Source organism: Microbacterium sp. Root1433D1, from assembly GCF_001426835.1.
Classification (GTDB): domain Bacteria; phylum Actinomycetota; class Actinomycetes; order Actinomycetales; family Microbacteriaceae; genus Microbacterium; species Microbacterium maritypicum.
Window position 1 is genome coordinate 601,345 of the sequence record NZ_LMFN01000002.1, and the last position, 19,026, is coordinate 620,370.

Here is a 19,026-nt window from a genome sequence, read left to right on the forward strand (position 1 = left end):
CCCGTCGGTCGGGTCCGCCGCACGCCCGGGCACCGTAGACTCGCTCGAGGAGGTCCTGTGAGCGTGTCGAATCCCGCCGAGCTGTCGGCCACCATCGCCCACGCCGCCGAGCTGCTGCGTGAGAAGCGCATCGCACTCCTCACCGGCGCCGGCATCTCCACCGACTCCGGCATCCCCGCCTATCGCGGCGAAGGAGCACGGACCCGCAGCGATCCGATGACGATCCAGACCTATCTGGGCGACGAGGCTGCGCGGCGCCGGTACTGGGTGGGCGGGCACCTCGGCTGGCGCGCCTTCGCCAGGGCGGAGCCGAACGCCGGGCACACCGCCCTCGCGCAGCTCGAAGCAGCGGGCACCGTGTCCGGCGTCATCACCCAGAACGTCGACGGACTGCATCTGCGAGCCGGGAGCACGCACGTCATCGAGGTGCACGGGACGATGCGCCGCGTGCTGTGCCTGCAATGCGGACAGGTCTTCGACCGCCGCGACATCGCCGTGCAGATCGAGGAGCTCAATCCCTGGATCACCGTGCCCGAGAACATCGCGCTCGCCCCGGACGGCGACGTCCTCCCCGAGAGCACGGAGGGGTTCATCGTCCCCGTGTGCACCGTCTGCGCCGGCATGCTCAAGCCGGATGTGGTGTTCTTCGGCGAGTACGTGCCACAGGACCGCTTCCGTGCGGCGGAGTCGCTGCTGCGCTCCAGCACCGCCTTGATCGTGGCCGGATCCTCGCTGGTCGTGAACTCAGGTGTGCGCCTGGTCGAGCGTGCCCGCCGTCGTAACATCCCCCTGATCATCGTCAACCGTGAGCCGACGCGCGCGGATGCCTGGGCGCATGTCACCATCGCCGCCGGCACCAGCGACGTGCTCCCCGCCCTCCAGGAACTCCTCTCGTGACCCACCTCACTCTCGTCCGCCACGGTCAGACCGACTGGAACCTCGCCAAGCGCATCCAGGGCTCCACAGACATCCCCCTGAATGAGACCGGGCGTGAGGATGCCCGGTGGGCGGCGGAGAAGCTCGCCGCGACGACGCATCACGCGGTGTACACCAGCCCGCTGCTGCGGGCGAAGGAGACCGCCGAGATCATCGCCGATCGCCTGGGGTTGGAGATCGCCGGAATCGTCCCCGACATCCGCGAGCGGGAGTTCGGCGACGGCGAAGGCATGCTCGTGCCCGACTACATCAGAACCTACGGCGACTGGCACGCCGAGGTCCCGGGCGCGGAATCCCTGCACGAGGTCGGAGAACGGGCCATCGCGGCCTTGCACGCGATCGCGCGTGAGGCCCGACGGCGATCGACACCCCGCGCGGAGTCGGTGATCGTCGTCGCGCACGGTGGTGTGATCCGCGCCGTGATCGACCACGTCTCCGGTGGCACGCTCCCTCGCGACGGCGAGGTCCTCCAGAACGGCTCGGTGCACCGCTTCGTCGCGGCGCCGGGCTATCTGCGTCTGCTCGAAGAGTCGCCCGTCCTCTGATCAGAGGGCGCGGGAGGTGACCGCGCGTGCATGGCGGAGCACCGGCTCGTCGATCATGCGTCCCTGGAATCGGAAGACTCCGCGCTCGGTCTCGGCGGCGGCGAGCACCGCATGGGCCCAGGCGATGGTCGCCTCGTCGGGACGATAGGCCGCCCGGATCGCCGCCACCTGGTTCGGGTGGATGCAGGCCGTCGCCGAGAAGCCGGACGCGGCGGCGTCGACAGCCTCGTGTCGGAGCCCGTCTGCATCCTCGAGGTCGATGTGCACCGCGTCGATCGCGGCCTTGCCGTGCGCCCCGGATTCGAGGAGAACGCGAGCGCGGGCGTAGCGGGCGATGTCGCGATAGCCGCCGTCCGCATGCCGTGATGATGTCCCTCCGAGTGAGGCCACGAGATCCTCGGCGCCCCACATCATGGCCGAGACCCGCGGGTGTGCGGCGATGCGGTCGGCCGCGTGGATGCCGCGCGCCGTCTCGCACAGGGCGATCAGCGAGTATCGCTCATCGAAGGCCGCCAGGCTCTCCACGTCCTCCGTCTTCGCCACCATCACCGTACGGAAGTCGGTCTGCGCCAGAGCCGCGAGGTCGGCTGCGAAGGCACCGCTGTCTGGTGCGTTGACACGGACGATCACACGGTTCGGGTCGAGGTCGGCCGCGATCACATTGCGCCGCGCGGCATCCTTCGCATCCGGAAGCACCGCATCCTCGAGATCGAGGATGATCGCATCGGCCCGCTCGGACGCCTTCTGGAAGCGCTCAGGACGGTCGGCAGGGCAGAACAGCAGTGCCGGACCCAGGTCGAACGTCATGAGGTGGTCCCTTCCGGAAGGCAGTGCACGAGCACCGATCGTACGGCGGTGGCGACGACGGTGCCGTCCTGGTTCCGCCCGGTGTGCGCGATGGTCACGATGCCCTGCCCTGGGCGCGACGAGGAGAGGCGCTTCTGTGTGACCACGCTCTCGGTGTAGAGCGTGTCGCCGGCGAACAGCGGATGAGGGAACGCCACGTCGCCGAATCCGAGCTGCGCCACCAGAGTCCCCTGGGTCAGCTGCGCCACGGAGGCACCCACCATGGTCGACAGCGTCCACATCGAGTTCATCAGGCGCGCGCGGAACGGGTCCTGGGCATCGGCGAAGGCCGCATCCAGGTGCAGGGCCTGCGTGTTCATGGTGAGCGTGGTGAAGAGCACGTTGTCGGCCTCGGTCGCCGTGCGCCCCGGCCGATGCAGGTAGCGGGCGTCGACCTCGAACTCCTCGTAGTACAGACCCCTCTGGAGGATGTCGTGCGTGGTCATACCGCCACGCTACCCGGCGAGTCCGAGTCCACGAGCGATGACGAGCAGTTGCACTTCGGTGGTGCCCTCGCCGATCTCGAGGATCTTCGAATCGCGGTAGTGACGCCCCACCGGGAACTCGTTCATGAAGCCGTTCCCGCCGAAGATCTGCGTCGCGTCCCTGGCGTTGTCCATCGCGGCCTCCCCGCCGACCAGCTTCGCGATGGCCGCGGCCTCGGCGAACGGCTTCCCCGCATCGCGGAGTCGCGCAGCGTGGTGCCAGGCGAGACGGGCGGTGTGCACCCGAGCACGCATGCGGGCCAGGGTGAACTGGGCGTTCTGGCGGGTGCTGAGCGCGGCACCGAAGATCGTGCGGCTCTTCGCATACTCGACCGCCGCCTCCAGGCAGCCCTCCGCCGCGCCCGTCGAGAGAGCAGCGATCGCGATGCGTCCTTCGTCGAGGATGCTGAGGAAGCTGCGGAAGCCGCTCCCTCGCTCGCCCAGGAGGTTGCCGGCAGGCACGCGAGCGCCGTCGAACGTCAGCGGATGGGTGTCCGAGGCGTTCCAGCCGACCTTGTCGTACGGTGCCTCGACGGTGAACCCCGGCGTGCCGTTGGGGACGATGATCGTCGAGATCTCCTTGCGCCCGTTCTCGTTCCCCGTCACCGCGGTGACCGTGACGAAGCGCGTGATCGGTGTTCCCGAGTTGGTGATGAACTGCTTGGAGCCGTCGATCACCCATTCGTCGCCGTCGAGGCGCGCCGTGGTCCTGGTCGCCCCCGCATCGCTTCCCGCCTCCGGTTCGGTGAGCCCGAAACCGGCCAGCGCCCGCCCCGCGAGCAGATCAGGGAGCAGCTCCCGGCGCTGCTCCTCGGTACCGAAGCGATAGATCGGCATCGCGCCGAGACTCACCCCCGCTTCGAGCGTGATCGCGATGGACTGGTCCACACGGCCCAGCGCCTCGATCGCGATGCCGAGAGCCATGTAGTCACCGCCCTGTCCTCCGTACTCCTCCGGGAACGGCAGACCGAACAGGCCGAGATCGCCCATCTGCGCCACGACGTCCATCGACAGGGTATGCGTGCGGTCGGCTTCGTAGGCCTGCGGTGCAACGACCGTGTCGGCGAACTCCCGCACCATGGCGGCGAGCTCGCGCTCCTCTGCGGACAGGTCTTCCATGTTCAACTCTCCTCCGTCGTCACGCGGGCGACCGGTTGGTCACGCCGCACCTGGTCACCCACGGCGACCAGCAGATGCACCACACCGTCGTGGGGCGCGAGCACGGGATGCTCCATCTTCATCGCCTCGATCGAGACGAGCGCGTCGCCCGCGGAGACCGAATCCCCGTCCGCGACGTGCACGGCCACGACGCTTCCGGGCATGGGGGCGCGACCCTCCGGCTCCGTCGCCGCGGATCCCGCTTCGCGCGCGGACAGCCGTCGCTTCATCCGCTGCTCCCTGTCGAGGGGGCGGAGGCGAACCGTGCGACCGTCCTCGGCCACCCACACAGCGCCGTCCGCGTCCACTGCGGCGTGGACGGCGCCTCGCGATCTCGTAGCCGATCCTTCGTCGAGCGCGACCTCTTCGTCCTCATCCGTGAGGGCGACGAACAGAGGCGGTGCCGCATCCCCGGCCCCCAGGCGCCAGCCGGGAAGGTCCCGCCACAGGGCGGTGGTCCGCATCGGCGCGGCGGTTCCCGCGACCGCGTCCTTCGCCGCCGCGAGCTGTGCCGGCGACGGCCTCAGCGTGCCGAGCGGAAGCAGGGTCTCGATGAGCCCGGTGTCGAGGTCGCCCTCGATGACGCGCGGGTCCTGGCAGAGCGTGCGGAGGAAGGCGATGTTGGTCTCGACGCCCAGGACGACCGTGCGGGCGAGCGCCTCGTCCAGTCGCGCGAGCGCGGTGGCGCGGTCGTCGGCGAAAGCGATCACCTTCGCAATCATCGGGTCGTAGAACCCGGTCACCTCGCTCCCGGTCTCGATCGCCGCATCCACGCGAACGCCCGACGGCGGATCGAACAGCAGCACCGTCCCGGTGGAGGGAAGGAACCCGCGTTCCGGCGACTCCGCGTACACACGTGCCTCGACCGCGTGGCCGCGCAGACGCGGAGTGACCTCCAGCGCCAGCCCCGCGGCCGCGCGGAGCTGGAGAGCGACTAGATCGAGGCCGGTGACCTCTTCGGTCACGGGGTGCTCCACCTGGAGGCGGGTGTTCATCTCGATGAAGAACACCTCGTCTGGCGCATCGGCATCGATGAGGAACTCGACGGTGCCCGCGCCGACGTACTCGACGCTCTCTGCGGCGAGGACCGCTGCCGAGAGCAGTCGCTCACGGGTGGAGGCGGGGATGCCCGCCGACGGCGCCTCCTCGATGACCTTCTGATGCCGTCTCTGCAGGGTGCACTCGCGCTCGCCGAGTGCGATGACCGTGCCGTGCGCGTCTCCGAAGACCTGCACCTCGATATGCCTCGGGCGTCGGATGAGGCGTTCGAGGATGAGCGCGTCGTCGCCGAACGCTGCCGATGCCACTCGGCGCGCGGAGGCGAGAGCTCCCCGCAAGCCCGCGGCGTCCGCAACGACCTCCATGCCCTTACCGCCCCCGCCGGCGCTGGGCTTGACGAGCAGTGGGTAGCCCACGCCGTCCGCCTCCTCGGCGATCTCGAGGTCGGACAGGCCTTTCGCATCGAAGCCGGGGACGACCGGAACGCCGTAGCGCTGCACGTGCTCGCGAGCGCGGGCCTTGTCGCCCATGATCTGCAGGGCGTCGATGGAGGGACCGATGAAGACGATGCCGCTCTCGGCACAGGCCTCGGCCAGCCCGACGCTCTCGGACAGGAACCCGTACCCGGGGTGGATGGCCTGCGCACCGGTGCTGCGGGCAGCGGCGATCACGGCATCGATGTCGAGATACGACTCGGCCGCGGGCGCGGGGCCGATCCGCACGGCCTCGTCCGCTTCACGCACGTGGGGGGCCGAGGCGTCGGCGTCGCTGTAGACGGCGACGCTGCGGATGCCGAGCGCCCGGAGGGTGCGGATCACGCGGCGGGCGATCTCCCCGCGATTGGCGACGAGAACCGTGTGGAAGGTGCCGGTGTTCGAAGGAGACGGTGCAGACAGGGACATGGCACTCACATCCGGAAGACGCCGAAGCGCGGTTCGGGCAGCGGACTGCGGGAGACGACATCGAGGGCCAGGCCCAGGAGGTCACGGGTCTGTTCGGGGTCGACGATGCCGTCGTCCCAGAGTCGTGCCGTGGCGTAATAGGGCTCACCCTGGTGCTCGTACTGCTCACGGATCGGAGCCTCGAACTCCGCGCGGTCCTCGCTCGTCCAGGAGTCGCCCCGGGCGGAGAGCTGATCCTCCTTGACGGTCGCGAGCACGGACGCGGCCTGTGCGCCACCCATCACGGAGATGCGGCTCGCGGGCCAGGTCCACAGTAACCGGGGCGAATAGGCCCGACCGCACATCGAGTAGTTTCCGGCCCCGAACGATCCACCGATGATCACGGTGAGCTTCGGCACCCGGGTGCCGGCCACGGCGGTGACCATCTTCGCACCGTCCTTCGCGATGCCGCCGGCCTCGGCATCGGAGCCGACCATGAACCCCGTGATGTTCTGCAGGAACAGCAGCGGAATACCCCGCTGGTCGCAGAGTTCGATGAAATGCGCTCCCTTGAGCGCCGATTCGCTGAACAGCACGCCGTTGTTCGCGACGATGCCGACGGGGTGCCCGTGCAGGCGGGCGAATCCGGTGACCAGGGTCGTGCCGTACTCGGGCTTGAACTCGAGGAAGGTGTCGCCGTCGACCAGACGGGCGACGACCTCGTGCACGTCGTATGCGGCGTTCACATCGACGGGGACGGCGTCGTACAGGCTCGTCGACTCGGACGGTGGGCGGCTGTTCAGCACCTCCCAGGCGGGCGCCGCGGGAGGAGGAAGCGTCGCGGCGATGTCGCGGAGGATCTCGAGCGCGTGCTCATCGTCTTCGGCGAGATGGTCGACCACACCGCTGCGCCGTGCGTGCAGCTCTCCCCCGCCCAGCTCTTCGGCGGTCACGATCTCCCCGATCGCGGCCTTCACGAGAGGGGGTCCGCCGAGGAAGATCGTCCCCTGACCGCGGACGATGACGGTCTCGTCGCTCATGGCGGGAACATAGGCGCCACCCGCGGTGCACGACCCGAGCACCGCGGCGAGCTGAGGGATTCCCTCTGCCGACATGCGCGCCTGGTTGAAGAAGATCCGGCCGAAGTGCTCACGGTCGGGGAAGACCTCGTCCTGCTTCGGGAGGAACGCTCCTCCCGAGTCGACCAGATAAAGGCAGGGCAGCCGATTCTCGAGGGCGATCTCCTGTGCGCGCAGGTGCTTCTTGACCGTGAGCGGATAGTACGTGCCCCCCTTCACCGTCGCGTCGTTGCAGACCACCATCACGTGTCGACCGTGGACGAGGCCGATACCGGCGATCACGCCGGCTCCCGGCGCCTCTCCCCCATACAGTCCGTCGGCGGCGAGCGGGGCGACCTCGAGGAACGGACTGCCCTCATCGAGCACACGGGCGACGCGGTCGCGAGGGAGCATCTTCCCACGGGCGATGTGCCGTTCGCGGGAAGCTTCAGGTCCGCCGCGCGCCGCGGTCGCGAGCCGCGCTCGCAGCTCGTGCGCCAGTGATTCCTGGGTTGCGGGCATCGTGATGTCCTCCTTGACCCACGTCCGCGCGGGCGGACCCTGGCGCGGTGCATGCACTTTCGGTTAGTGTTCACTAACCCGTTGATTCAGGTTAGCGAGGATTAACTGAGATGACAAGCCCGGTCACAGCCCGAGACCGCGCCAAGGCCGAACGCTCCGATGCGATCCTGCACGCCGCCGCGCGCCTCTTCGCCGCGCGCGGATACAGCGGGGTGAGCCTCGAAGACATCGGCGCAGCGGTCGGCGTCTCCGGGCCGGCCGTGTACCGCCACTTCGCAGGAAAACAGGCTCTGCTGGGCGCCGTGCTCGTCAAGGTCAGTCAGGACCTGATCTCGGGCGGTCGTCGCGTCGCTGCGGAGTCGCCGACTGCCGATCAGCGGATGCGCGCGCTGATCGGCTTCCACGTCGAGTTCGCCCTGGGCAACGCCGAGGTCATCCAGGTGCAGGACAGGGATGTCGCGTTCCTGTCCGAGGCCGATCGCGCCGAGGTCCGACGCCTCCAGCGTGCGTACATCGAGTTGTGGATGGCCGCGCTGTCGCCGCTGCAGGCGCCCGAGGGCGGCGCCGATCAGGACGAGCTGCGTCTGCGCGTGCAGGCCTGCTTCGGGCTCATCAACTCGACGCCGCACAGCACGCGCACTGCCGCCAGGCGGCACTCCGCCACCGCGACCGTGCTGATCGCGATGGCGGATGCGGCGTTGCGCGCGACTACCTGAAGAGCATCGCCCGTCCGGGCTCTTCGAGGATGTCGGCGACGTCCTTGAGGAATCGTGCTCCTTCGGCTCCGTCGACGAGGCGGTGGTCGAAGGAGAGGCTGAGCGTCATCATCTGCCGCAGCGCGATCTCGCCGTGGTGCTCCCAGGGCTGGCGACGCACCGCGCCGACGGCGAGGATCCCCGACTGGCCCGGCGGGAGGATGGGAGTTCCGGCGTCGACGCCGAAGACGCCGATGTTGGAGATCGAGAACGTGCCGCCGGCGAGTTCGGCGGGCGAGGTCTTCCCCGAACGCGCGACCTCGGCGAGCGACCGCACCGCGTCCGCCATGCCGAGCAGCGTCAGCCGCTCCGCATCCCGGATCATCGGGACGATCAGTCCGCGATCCGTCGCCGCGGCGATCCCCAGATCCACGTAGTTGTGCTGGACGATCTCGCCCGCAGCCTCGTCCCACCGAGAGTTGAGTCCCGGGGTCCGGCCCAGAGCCAGGCACACCGCCTTCGCGACCACTGTGAGCGGGCCGATCCGGTGTGCGCTGAGCGCGCGATCGTCGCGAAGACTCGACAATAGATCCATCGTGGCGGTCACATCGACCGTGTGGAAGACGGTGACATGCGGGGCGGTGAATGCGCTCTGCACCATCGCGGCCGCCGTGTGCTTGCGCACGCCGCGGATCGGGATGCGCGTCTCACGCTCCGCGTCTCCGAGCACCGCCGGAGTCGAGGGCGTCGTCGCGGGGATGCCCGACGTCTCGTCCACCGTCGCACCAGCGCGGCCCACTCGCTCCGCATAGGCATCCACGTCGCTCCGGGTGATGACCCGGTCCCCCACCTCTGCCGCGACCAGCACCAGGTCGATGCCGAGGCGCTTGGCGTGCGCACGCACCGGCGGAGTTGAGCGTGGGCGCTCGATCACCACGTCGACGGCCGCCGACGGGGTGGCATCGTGCGGCGCCGCCTCGAGGACAGCCGTGTCCACCGGGACCGGCGTGCCAGCGATCCGGCGGGCGCGCCGTGCGGGACGACCTGCACTCGTGGGGGCGGCGCCGTAGCCGACGAGGTTCGGCTGGGCCTTCTCGGCGGAGTCGGATGCCGATGCCGATGCATCGGGCTCCTCTCCCACCACGTCGAAAGCGATGAGAGGGGCACCGACGGCGATGGTCTGGCCGGCCTCGGCGTGCAGCGTCGACACCGTGCCTTCGTAGGGAGAGGGGAGCTCGACGACCGCCTTGGCCGTCTCGACCTCGGCGAGCGTCTGGTTGAGGGTCACGGTGTCACCGGGCGCGACGAGCCAGGTCACCACCTCGGCCTCGGTCAGGCCTTCTCCGAGATCCGGAAGACGGAACTCCGCGATCATGCCTCTGCTCCCGTCAGACTGTTCGGTCGGTCCAGCACGCGATCCACGGCGTCCAGAAGCCGATCGAGGTCGGGCAGATGGTACTTCTCGAGCTTCGCGGGCGGGTATGGGATGTCATGGCCGGTGACCCGCAGCGGCGCGGACTCGAGGTACTCGAAGCAGCGCTCGGTGATGCTCGCGATCACTTCGGCGGCGACTCCCGCCTCGCGGGAGGCCTCGTGCGCCACGACCACCCGACCGGTCTTGCGCACGGACGCGGCGACCGAGTCGTAGTCGACGGGTGAGAGCGAACGCAGGTCGATGACCTCGAGGGAGATCCCCTCGTCGTCGGCGGCCTCCGCCGCCTGCAGCGCCGTGGAGACCATTGCCCCGTAGGTGATCAGTGTCGCGTCCGTTCCGGTGCGCACGACGCGCGCGAGTCCCATCGGCGGCGCATCCGCGAGCGGCGCCTCGAGGCCGACCTCGCCTTTGTGGTGGTACAGACGCTTCGGCTCGAAGAAGATCACCGGGTCGTCCGACGCGATCGCCTGACGGAGACTGCGGTACGCGTCCTCCGGGTTCGACACCGCGATCACGCGCAGTCCTGCCGTGTGCACGAAGTAGGCCTCCGGAGATTCGGAGTGGTGCTCGGCTGCGCCGATGCCTCCCGCCCACGGGATCCGGATGGTGATGGGCATCTTCACGCGGCCCTGCGTGCGGTAGTGCAGCTTCGCGACCTGGGCGACGATCTGGTCGAACGCGGGGTACACGAAGCCGTCGAACTGGATCTCCACCACCGGGCGGTAGCCGCGGAACGCCAGACCGACAGCAGTACCGACGATCCCGGACTCCGCCAGCGGTGTGTCGATCACCCGTGCCGCGCCGAACTCGTCGAGGAGCCCGTCGGTGATGCGGAACACACCGCCGAGCTTGCCGATGTCCTCACCGAGGAGCACGACCTTGTCGTCGTCGCGCATCGCTTGACGCAGGCCCGCGCCGAGTGCTTTTCCGAGAGTGAGTTCGGTCATGCCGATGCCTCGCTCTCGAACGATGCGAGATACGCGGCGTACTCGCCGCGCTGACGCTCGAGTCCGGTGTGCGGCTCGGCATAGACACCGTCGAAGACCGCGAGGGGCGGGCGCGTCACCATGCCGAGGCATGCGGCGCGCATCTCCTTCGCCACGACGTCGGCTGCCGCCTGGGTCTCCGCCTGGTGCTCATCCGTGAGTGCTCCGGTGGCGCGCAGGTGCGCTTCCAGTCGCGCGATCGGGTCGCGCCGGCGCCAGGACTCGAGTTCGGCCTCGTCGCGGTACCGCGTCGGATCGTCCGCCGTGGTGTGCGGACCCATCCGATAAGTGACCGCCTCGATGTAGGCGGGGCCCTTGCCGGACCGTGCGTGCTCGAGCGCCCAGCGCATCGCCGCCATGCAGGCGAGGATGTCGTTGCCGTCGACGCGGACACTGGGGATGCCGAAGCCGGGTGCACGTCCGGCGATCGGATACTGCGACTGCACGGCGACAGGCTCGGAGATCGCCCAGTGGTTGTTCTGGCAGACGAAGACGACGGGCGCCTGGTAGGACGCGGCGAAGATCATCGCCTCGTTGACGTCGCCCTGACTCGTCGCGCCGTCTCCGAAGTAGGTCACGGCGACCTCGTCGGCGCCGTCGTGCTGGATGCCCAGGGCGTAGCCGACGGCGTGCAGGGTCTGCGCGCCGATGATGATCTGCAAAGGAGCGACCCCGAGGGCGGCGGGGTCGTACGCGGCGCCTTCCTCTCCGCGCCACATGCGCACATAGTCGCCGGGCTGGGCGCCTCGCGCGTAGATGACTCCGGTCTCGCGGTAGCTGGGGAACACGAAGTCCTGCGCAGCGATGGCCCTCGCCGTGCCGATCTGCGTCGCCTCCTGGCCCTGGCAGGGAGCCCAGAGACCGAGCTGTCCCTGACGCTGGAGGGCGACGCCTTCTGCGTCGATCCGCCGGAGGATGACCATGTCACGCAGCAGGGAGCGCAGCTGCTCGGCATCGACGTCGGCGACGAAGGGGTCCAGCCGAGGGTTCGCGATGCGACTTCCATCCGGGTTGAGGATGCGCTCCGAGAGCTCCAGATCCTGGGCGGTGTCTGCGATGGGGGTGATCTGCGGTGACATCGTCGTCCTCCTCGTCCTCGGCGGCCCTCGTGAGGCTCCGCGCACTGATGCCAGCGTCATCACGGGCATGGTCTGAGAGTACGTCTGGTCAACACCTCGCTCAAGCATTCTGAAGCGGCTTGAGCATGTTGCTCAATTTGGGGGGATGAGGTGCTGCTAGGGTTTGGCACTATGCCAGGACTGGACCGCATCGATCTCGAGCTTCTCGCCGCCCTCGCCGACGACCCCAGGACCACCATCGTGGCGCTGGCGGAGAACTTGGGGCTCTCGCGCAACACGATTCAGGCGCGAATGGCGCGCTTGGAGCAGAGTGGAATCTTCCTGTCGTACGAGCGGTCGTTCTCGACCGATGTGCTCGGATTCCCGTTGCAGGCATTCGTCAGCATCGGCGTGCGACAGACCGAGCTCCCCCGCATCATCAACGAACTCGCCCGGATTCCGGAGGTCGTGCAGGCGCATGGCCTCAGCGGATCGATCGATCTGCTCGCACGTGTGGCCTGCCGGGATGCGCGCCACCTCTTCGACACCGACGCGCGGATCCTGTCGATCGAAGGCGTGGAACGCACCGAGACCTCACTCGCGATGGGCGAGGTGATCCCGTTCCGGGTCGCCGGACTCATCGGCCTCGCGCGACGGGAATCCTGAGGAAGCGCCGGATGGCCCCCGCCGCTTCGGCCGGGGTCTCATAGTGGATCAGATGCCCCACGTGCGCGATCTCGACCAGTGAGGCGTCGGGGAAGATCTTCGCCAGCTTCCGCTCCGCCTCGATCGGCGTGATGTCATCGCGCTCAGCCGCGACCAGCAACGTCGGGACCTCGATCTCGGGTGCGAACTCGCGGACGTCGTGGGAGACGCTCGCGACGAAGGCGTCGCGGAGCACGTCGCGGTCGGAGAACCGCGAGAAGTAGGTGTCGTGCTGGTCGTGGATGAACCGACGGAGTTCGGAGTCCTTCGTCTTGGCCATCGTGATGCTCATGACGCGGACGATGACCCGGTTGCGCAGCAGCGCGGTTCCGAAGGCCTCGGGGAGTCGGGCGCCGAGCGCGTAGTACAGCACCGCGAGACGGGTCATGAGTCCCTTCGGGCCTTCCAACGCCGGCGCCCCGATGGGGTTCAGCAGGATCAGACGAGGGGTCTGCAGTCCGCGCGCGACGGCCGCCGCGGTGACGATCGAGCCGAACGAGTGACCGAGGATCACGGCGCCCGGTGCGACCTCCGCGGCGAAGTCGGTGAGCCATCCGGCGTACTCGTCGAGATCGTGTCGGCGGCCGGGAAGAGGCGCCGACTCGCCGAATCCGGGAAGGTCGGGGGCGACCACGCGAACTTCGGGGAGGTAGGCGAGAACCGGTTCGAGGCCGTGGTGCTCGCCACGGAAGCCGTGCACCGCGATGACCGTGGTCTCGGCGTCTTCAGGGCCGTAGACCCAATATGCCGTGGTGGCACCGCGCACCTCGACCTCGTGGCGCTGCACGGGAAGGCGACGAAGACGGTCCGCGTAGGGAGATGGCACGGTCATGGTCCGAGTCTACGAGCCGCCGTGCGCCTTCTCCTGAATGTCCGCGGCCGGCCGTAGCGTGAGGGCATGCCATCCGGATCTCCGCTCCCCGCGTGGCTCACGCGCGTCGGTGTGTTCGACCTTGAGACGACGGGCGTCGACGTCGAGTCGGATCGCGTGGTCACCGCCTATGTCGGCGTGCTCGATGCGGGGGGACGCCAGGTCGCGGCTCGCTCATGGCTCGCAGACCCCGGAGTCCCGATTCCCGAAGGAGCGACCGCTGTGCACGGCATCACCACCATGCACGCACGATCGCAGGGAAGGCCGGCGCACGAGGTCGTCGCCGAAGTCACCGCCGCGTTGCGATCGTTGTTCGATCAGGGGGTGCCGGTCGTCGCCTACAACGCGTCGTACGACTTCTCCCTGCTCGCCTGTGAAGCGATCCGTCACGGAGTCGAGCCCCTCACAGACCCGGCCCCCGTGATCGATCCGCTCGTGATCGACAAGGCCTTCGACCGCTACCGTCGTGGCCGGCGCACGCTCGAAGTGGTGGCGGCGCACTATGCCGTGCCGCTGGAGAGCGCCCATGAAGCGTCTGCCGACGCCATCGCCGCCGGACGTGTCGCGCAGGCGCTGGCGCGTCAGTTCAGCCTCCCCGAATCTCCCGTGCAACTCCACACGCGTCAGATCGGGTGGGCCCGATCGCAGGCGGCGAGCCTCACCGAGTACTTCGTGAGCATCGGCCGGCTCGACCCCGATGACGCGCTCGACGGTAGCTGGCCCGTTCGATCCCCTTCCCCTCACACGGATTCCCCTCTCTCAGATTGACCGATTCCTCGAGCGCATCAGTGCTCTACGGCCGGGGCCCAGTTGCGGTGGGATACGCTCCGGGTGGTGCGCTTTCGAGTGGGATCGGGGCGCGAAGCACAAGGAGTAACCCATGCAGTTCACATCCGCCGATCTGGAGCGGGTGGAGTCCACGTGGCAGCAATTCGTCCCCTCCTCGTCGCTGCAGAAGGCGGACCCGCGGAGGTTCCGATTCGACTGGCGATCCGAGGAGCTCGAGACCGCGTCCCTGATCGACTATCGCCTCGCCGCGCAGGTGCATTCGCGAGCCGAGCCGCTGGAGCAGCTCCTGGTGTGCCGTGTGGAGGCTCCTGACGCGCGCGTCTGGTCCGGGCGGGAGTCGCTGGATGCGCAATCCGTGTGGATGTCGGATGGCACCGAGGTCGAGGCGAGATGGGACCGCTCCGCTCGCGTTCGAGCCGTCGTGTTCGATCATCAGGCGGCAGAGAATCGAGCGCGGCAGATCACCGGCGACGATCGCCGAGAGCTGCGCACCACCGGGCTCGTGCCGCACTCCGCAGCCGACGCCCAGCGCTGGGAGCGCATGTTCGCGTACCTCGACCAGTCCTTGGCGGCGGGAGACACGGAACCGCTGCTGATCGCCGAGCTCGAGCGTCATGCCTTGACGGTGACCCTCTCGGCGTTCCCGACGACGTTCACGCACTCGCTGCAGCGTCCGGCACAGCGCGCCGGCGCGCCTGCGTCCGTGCGTCGAGCACTCGCCTACATCGATGCGAACGCCCATCTCGCCATCACGATCGACGATGTCGCGGCCGCGTCCTACATCTCTACACGGGGTCTGCAGTACGCATTCCGGCGCGCTCTCGACATCACGCCTGCCGATGCCCTGCGACGAGCGCGCCTTGACGGTGCCCATCGGGATCTCCGCGACGGAGACGGCCGCTCCGTGGGTGAGATCGCTCGGCGATGGGGCTTCAACAACTCTTCCCGGTTCACCGTGGCCTACCGCGAGGCCTATGGGGCTGCGCCTTCACTGCCGTCTGCGTGACAGGGAACGAAGACTCTGTTCGCATCGGACGGCGCGTCGGACCCTGCGCCGGTCGCCGCGGGACATTGTTGGCTAGAGTTCGAATATCCCGGACCGCCTTCTCGGTCCTCCGAGCACGCCGTCGAGGAGAACCATGGTCTGTGCCCCGCACATCGTCGAATCGTCCCCCTGCTGATGGGCAGCCTCTACTACGGCGACGCGAAGACCCCGATCCAGATCGACGATCGCGCGCTTGCGCACCTGAAGGTCGTCATCGCCACGAAGCTCCGCCGCAATGAGAGCTTCACGCTCTCGTGGCGACACCCCGAAGGCGATGCGCCCGGTCGCTCGACGTTGTGGCTGCACCCCTCGATCCCGCTGCGGTTCGTGTTCCAGGACGCGGAGACGCCGGACCTGAGCCGGAGATGGATCGAGGAACTCGCGCACTCCGCGAGCTCCAGCGGTGGGATCACCCTCGTCGAGGAACACCTCGAGAGCGTCCACGCCGACTGACGGCGCCCGTCACCCTCCGGGGTCGGCGCCGCCAGCCGACCGGGCTACACCGCCTCGTCGCCGGTGGAGCTCACGGAGCGACGAGTCGTCGGCGCTCCCGTCGCGGGGTCGACGACGGTGCGCGAGACCGTCTCCGTCCGACGACGACGCGCCAGCAGGACGATGCCGAGCAGGAATATGACCACTCCTGCGCCCATCAGGATGTAGCCGACCATGTCGAGGTCTACCCAGGCGACGTCGACGTTGATCGCGAAGACGAGGATCGCCCCGATCACGAAGAGCGCGATTCCGCTGCCGATGCTCATGGTGCCTCCCGTTCTGCGGCGCGGTGCCGCACCTTCGAACAATGGCGCGGTGTCCAACCGGGCGGGAGGGGCTTGACAGCCGACGAACCGCGCGTTCCGGTGGTTTCCGGCAAGCTCCTACCACCGGTCGACCTGCCGTCGTGCAGATGCCGTGACGACGATCGCGGGCCCTGCCACCTGTCGGACACGCGAGAATGGTGGAGAAGGGATGGTCAGATGAGTTTCGCCCCGTTGAGGTCCACGCACCGCAATCTGTATTCCTAGTTCGCCACGCGCCCTGATCTGTTCGCGTCGGAGTCGTCACCGCGCAAGAGGGCGGTCTGGACCGTCGTCGCCGTGGTCATGGTCGTCTTGTCACTGGTGATCTACCTCAATGCGGAGGCGACCGTTGCGCTCCTCGGCGGCCGGGTGAAGGGCGGCCTGGCGATCGCCGGGGCGTTCGCGCTCCCCCCGGTGCTGCTCGTCGTCAGCATCGTGATGATCTTCGTCGGCTCTCGCCGATGGCGGGTCAAGGGAGGTGGTGTGCTGACGAATCCGGTGATCTACGGCGTCGACGGCTCGTTCCCGATACGCCCGCTTCTCGAGGCGATCCGGAACGGGCGCACCGACGCTGCCGAGATCACCGAGGGTTTCGCCGCGGCGCAGGACAGCCTCGGAGACGACCTGCTCCTTTCCATCTGGTCATCTGGCGCTGACCGGATCATGTACGTCGGTGTACTCCGGGTCGACGGCGACGCGGTGTGGTTGGACGAACAGCCTTTCCGTGTCGACGGGTCAGACTACTTCGACGCGAAAGCTCTCGCCGTGGCCGCCTCGCGGCGCCCACCCCGAGTGACAGGCGCCTGACCACACCTGTTCCGGCCGGGTACTGGCTCAGCGCACAGCGACGAGGAAGACCCGATCGCAGACCTCACGGAGCGCACGGTGCAAGCGGCTCTCGAGCTCACTGCCGTCGGCCATCAACGGTTGCCGCTCTTGCGTGAGAGCTCGGCGCCCTGAGGCGTCTCGTACATCGCCGTGAGCCCCTTGGGCAGGAAGGTGAACTCGATCCGAGCTCCGCCGGCGACATCCCAGTGCGCAGCCACGGTGTCTTCGAAGTCCGTCATCGTCGGCGTGCCCCAGCGGCTCTCACCTTCGCGGACCATCAGCGTGAACGCGTCGCCGAGGAAGGCCGTGGATTCCGGCGTCACATCGCGGATCGTGTCGGACACGTCGAGACTCAGATCCATCATCACGTCCTTGAGATCGATCATCATCACATCGGTGACCGTGAACCTCGACACGGTGTTCATCAGATAAGAGGTGCCGTCTTCGACCTCGATCGTCCACCCGAAGCGATCGACGGCCAACTTCTGCGCCTCGTCCCGCGTCAGCGGCCAGGACGCGCTCGCCCAGAATTCCATGGTGTCGCACAGCTCAGCGGCATTCATCGCCTTCCACGCCACGGCTTGGAGCGGGTGGCGCGTCGCCGTCGCGTCGAGCCCTTCCGCATCGACCCAGCGCTGCCAGCCGTCACGGACGTTCCCGTCCCACCCGTCGCCCCAGACGAAACGACTGTCGGAGGTCCCGATGAGCACCTGTCCATCGCGCATCTGACTCGCCTGGTACTCGCCGCCATCGAGCCGCACTATCCACCACCAGCGGGCGAGCTGATCCACCACAGAGATCGGCACCCGGATCAGATCGGCAGAGTCCGTACGGTCGACCGACACTTCAGGGGTCCCAGCGGGCACATCCGCTCGGCGCGCGGTGACGTAGTCGACAGGGGCGCCCAATGTTCCGGCCTGCGTGATGGACAGGAGTGCGACCTCGACACCGCCGATGTGGCCGAAGAGCCCCGGTGGGTGAGCCGTGCTGTGTTCTGTCATCGTCTTCCTCAGGGCGGGGCTTCAGCCATGGTGCCGGCACGGGAGTGCGGGCGGTGGTGTGGCGCTCGGCGAGAGTTCGAGTAGGGCGGGCGGGACTTGAACCCGCGATCGTTGGGTTATGAGCCCACTGCCTTAACCAGCTTGGCCACCGCCCCGTACCCTCTCAGCCTAGCGGCCGGGCGCTCACACCCGCGTAGCCGCGGAATGCGTCTGCGAGTGCCCGAGGTAGATGTCGGCGTTGGCGATGAGCCCCGCGCGTTCCTCGTCGGTGAGGGCCCGTCGCACCTTCGCGGGGACGCCCGCGACGAGAGAACCGGGAGGGATCTCCGTCCCTCCGAGCACGACCGCTCCCCCCGCGATGAGGCAGCCGTCACCGATCACCGCACCGCTGAGGATGACCGATCCCATCCCGACCAGTGTGCCGTCGCCGATCGTGCAGCCGTGGACGACCGCGTTGTGGCCCACCGACACCTTCGAGCCGATCACGACGGGGTGACCCGAGTCCACGTGGACCGAGACGTTGTCCTGCACGTTGGAGCCCGGTCCGATGACGATCCCCGCGGAATCTCCCCGGAGGACGGCGTTGTACCAGACGCTGCATCCGGCGGCGAGGGAGACGTCGCCGACGATGCGCGCGCCGTCGGCGACGAACGCCGTCGCGTCGATCGACGGTGTGGTGTTCGGCAGGGAGAGGACAGAGGCTCCGGACGCGATGCTCATGAGGGGAGACTACCCTCACTTCCGCGGAATCACGCGGAAGTGAGCCGAGCCTCAGCTTGCTTGCGGAATGTCTGAGGCTGAGTAGCGTTGTCTCCATCAGATACGAGTAACCGTTCCGGAGGAGCACAAGATGAGCAAGGCACAGACCGTTTCCACTACCGCCATCGACCCGACCGTGGCTGCAGGGGCGGCCCAGTTCCTCTCCCCTGTCGTCCTCGGCCTGCAGGCGCTGACCGTCAACGGCAAGCAGGCCCACTGGCACGTGCGTGGCGCGAACTTCATCGGCGTCCACGAGCTGCTCGACACCATCGTCGCCCACGCCGGCGACTTCGCCGACACGGCCGCTGAGCGGATCGTCGCGCTGGGACTCCCGATCGACGCGCGCGTGAGCGCTGTCGCTGACAAGGCGGGATCCACCTCGGTCGCGGCCGGCTTCGCCCAGTCCGACGAGCTGATCCGCGCCGTCATCTCGGACATCGACGCCATCCTGGTCGACGTCAAGGCGGCTGTCGAAGGACTCGACGAGGTCGACCTCACCAGCCAGGACGTCGCGATCGAGATCCAGCGCGGTCTCGAGAAGGACCGTTGGTTCCTCGTCTCGCACATCGCTGCGTGATCTCAGACATCGCCTGACCTGAGAAGGGGCGGTGCTCGGTCCTCCGAGCA

21 protein-coding genes and 1 tRNA gene are annotated in these 19,026 nt (G+C 68.4%); 9 read left to right on the top strand and 13 right to left on the bottom strand.

What is annotated here, in order from left to right:
• Positions 1-57: 57 nt before the first annotated feature.
• Both ASD13_RS08785 and ASD13_RS08790 read left to right on the top strand, forming a co-directional pair.
• Positions 58-897, top strand: coding sequence for a Sir2 family NAD-dependent protein deacetylase (locus ASD13_RS08785; RefSeq protein WP_055868299.1), 840 nt, complete (start codon positions 58-60; stop codon positions 895-897).
• Entirely contained in the window at positions 894-1,481 is a 588-nt protein-coding gene (locus tag ASD13_RS08790; protein ID WP_055868302.1) for a histidine phosphatase family protein, read from the top strand. The genes ASD13_RS08785 and ASD13_RS08790 overlap by 4 nt, the downstream gene beginning before the upstream one ends.
• On the opposite strand, the gene ASD13_RS08795 is transcribed toward ASD13_RS08790, so the two are convergent.
• The 5 genes from ASD13_RS08795 to ASD13_RS08815 are packed head-to-tail and all read right to left on the bottom strand — an operon-like array spanning position 1,482 to position 7,430.
• Entirely contained in the window at positions 1,482-2,288 is an 807-nt protein-coding gene (locus tag ASD13_RS08795) for an HpcH/HpaI aldolase/citrate lyase family protein (protein WP_055868305.1), read from the bottom strand. It lies immediately after the preceding gene.
• On the bottom strand, positions 2,285-2,773 hold the full coding sequence (locus tag ASD13_RS08800) for a MaoC family dehydratase (RefSeq protein WP_055868306.1): 489 nt from the start codon (positions 2,771-2,773) through the stop codon (positions 2,285-2,287). Before ASD13_RS08800 ends, ASD13_RS08795 begins: the two co-directional genes overlap by 4 nt.
• Positions 2,774-2,782: 9 nt before the next feature.
• On the bottom strand, positions 2,783-3,931 hold the full coding sequence (locus ASD13_RS08805) for an acyl-CoA dehydrogenase family protein (RefSeq protein WP_017830646.1): 1,149 nt from the start codon (positions 3,929-3,931) through the stop codon (positions 2,783-2,785).
• A gap of 2 nt (positions 3,932-3,933) precedes the next feature.
• Positions 3,934-5,871, bottom strand: a complete 1,938-nt coding sequence (locus ASD13_RS08810) for an acetyl/propionyl/methylcrotonyl-CoA carboxylase subunit alpha (protein WP_055868310.1) — start codon at positions 5,869-5,871, stop codon at positions 3,934-3,936.
• A gap of 5 nt (positions 5,872-5,876) precedes the next feature.
• Positions 5,877-7,430 carry a carboxyl transferase domain-containing protein gene (locus ASD13_RS08815; protein ID WP_055868313.1) on the bottom strand — a complete coding sequence of 518 codons (1,554 nt, stop codon included), beginning with the start codon at positions 7,428-7,430 and terminating at the stop codon, positions 5,877-5,879.
• Between the two features lie 110 nt (positions 7,431-7,540).
• Between ASD13_RS08815 and ASD13_RS08820 the strand changes: the two genes are divergently transcribed.
• The gene (locus ASD13_RS08820; protein ID WP_055868317.1) at positions 7,541-8,146 is read left to right on the top strand and encodes a TetR/AcrR family transcriptional regulator; all 606 of its coding nucleotides are present in this window, start codon (positions 7,541-7,543) and stop codon (positions 8,144-8,146) included.
• On the opposite strand, the gene ASD13_RS08825 is transcribed toward ASD13_RS08820, so the two are convergent.
• The 3 genes from ASD13_RS08825 to pdhA are packed head-to-tail and all read right to left on the bottom strand — an operon-like array spanning position 8,139 to position 11,625.
• The gene (locus ASD13_RS08825; RefSeq protein ID WP_055868322.1) at positions 8,139-9,500 is read right to left on the bottom strand and encodes a dihydrolipoamide acetyltransferase family protein; all 1,362 of its coding nucleotides are present in this window, start codon (positions 9,498-9,500) and stop codon (positions 8,139-8,141) included. The two genes, ASD13_RS08820 and ASD13_RS08825, sit on opposite strands and share 8 nt — an antisense overlap.
• Positions 9,497-10,507 (bottom strand): alpha-ketoacid dehydrogenase subunit beta, encoded by a 1,011-nt coding sequence (locus tag ASD13_RS08830; protein WP_055868325.1) that lies wholly within the window; start codon positions 10,505-10,507, stop codon positions 9,497-9,499. The genes ASD13_RS08825 and ASD13_RS08830 overlap by 4 nt, the downstream gene beginning before the upstream one ends.
• Positions 10,504-11,625, bottom strand: a complete 1,122-nt coding sequence (gene pdhA, locus ASD13_RS08835; RefSeq protein ID WP_055868328.1) for a pyruvate dehydrogenase (acetyl-transferring) E1 component subunit alpha — start codon at positions 11,623-11,625, stop codon at positions 10,504-10,506. Before pdhA ends, ASD13_RS08830 begins: the two co-directional genes overlap by 4 nt.
• 171 nt (positions 11,626-11,796) lie before the next feature.
• Between pdhA and ASD13_RS08840 the strand changes: the two genes are divergently transcribed.
• Positions 11,797-12,270 carry an Lrp/AsnC family transcriptional regulator gene (locus ASD13_RS08840; RefSeq protein ID WP_017830653.1) on the top strand — a complete coding sequence of 158 codons (474 nt, stop codon included), beginning with the start codon at positions 11,797-11,799 and terminating at the stop codon, positions 12,268-12,270.
• Here the strand turns inward: ASD13_RS08840 and ASD13_RS08845 are convergent.
• A complete protein-coding gene (locus tag ASD13_RS08845; RefSeq protein ID WP_055868332.1) occupies positions 12,242-13,141 on the bottom strand; it encodes an alpha/beta fold hydrolase in 900 nt (299 codons plus the stop codon). The genes ASD13_RS08840 and ASD13_RS08845 overlap by 29 nt on opposite strands.
• A gap of 66 nt (positions 13,142-13,207) precedes the next feature.
• On the opposite strand from ASD13_RS08845, the gene ASD13_RS08850 reads away from it, so the two are divergent.
• The 3 genes from ASD13_RS08850 to ASD13_RS08860 all read left to right on the top strand — a co-directional run bounded on the left by ASD13_RS08850 (position 13,208) and on the right by ASD13_RS08860 (position 15,467).
• Positions 13,208-13,948, top strand: a complete 741-nt coding sequence (locus tag ASD13_RS08850; RefSeq protein ID WP_055868340.1) for a 3'-5' exonuclease — start codon at positions 13,208-13,210, stop codon at positions 13,946-13,948.
• Between the two features lie 112 nt (positions 13,949-14,060).
• A complete protein-coding gene (locus ASD13_RS08855) occupies positions 14,061-14,975 on the top strand; it encodes a helix-turn-helix transcriptional regulator (protein WP_055868342.1) in 915 nt (304 codons plus the stop codon).
• A 174-nt stretch (positions 14,976-15,149) separates the two neighbouring features.
• Entirely contained in the window at positions 15,150-15,467 is a 318-nt protein-coding gene (locus ASD13_RS08860) for a DUF7882 family protein (protein ID WP_055868346.1), read from the top strand.
• A gap of 44 nt (positions 15,468-15,511) precedes the next feature.
• On the opposite strand, the gene ASD13_RS08865 is transcribed toward ASD13_RS08860, so the two are convergent.
• Positions 15,512-15,772, bottom strand: coding sequence for a DUF6458 family protein (locus tag ASD13_RS08865; protein ID WP_055868350.1), 261 nt, complete (start codon positions 15,770-15,772; stop codon positions 15,512-15,514).
• A gap of 336 nt (positions 15,773-16,108) precedes the next feature.
• Between ASD13_RS08865 and ASD13_RS08870 the strand changes: the two genes are divergently transcribed.
• Positions 16,109-16,618, top strand: coding sequence for a hypothetical protein (locus ASD13_RS08870; protein ID WP_235562510.1), 510 nt, complete (start codon positions 16,109-16,111; stop codon positions 16,616-16,618).
• 113 nt (positions 16,619-16,731) lie between these two features.
• Here ASD13_RS08870 and ASD13_RS08875 read toward each other — a convergent pair whose 3' ends face one another.
• From ASD13_RS08875 to ASD13_RS08885, 3 genes are all read right to left on the bottom strand, one after another.
• A complete protein-coding gene (locus ASD13_RS08875) occupies positions 16,732-17,640 on the bottom strand; it encodes a DUF6301 family protein (protein ID WP_055868354.1) in 909 nt (302 codons plus the stop codon).
• Between the two features lie 81 nt (positions 17,641-17,721).
• A tRNA-Ile gene (locus ASD13_RS08880) sits at positions 17,722-17,795 on the bottom strand.
• 28 nt (positions 17,796-17,823) lie between these two features.
• The gene (locus ASD13_RS08885; protein WP_055868357.1) at positions 17,824-18,360 is read right to left on the bottom strand and encodes a gamma carbonic anhydrase family protein; all 537 of its coding nucleotides are present in this window, start codon (positions 18,358-18,360) and stop codon (positions 17,824-17,826) included.
• Between the two features lie 130 nt (positions 18,361-18,490).
• Between ASD13_RS08885 and ASD13_RS08890 the strand changes: the two genes are divergently transcribed.
• Entirely contained in the window at positions 18,491-18,976 is a 486-nt protein-coding gene (locus tag ASD13_RS08890; RefSeq protein WP_017830662.1) for a Dps family protein, read from the top strand.
• Positions 18,977-19,026 lie beyond the last annotated feature (50 nt).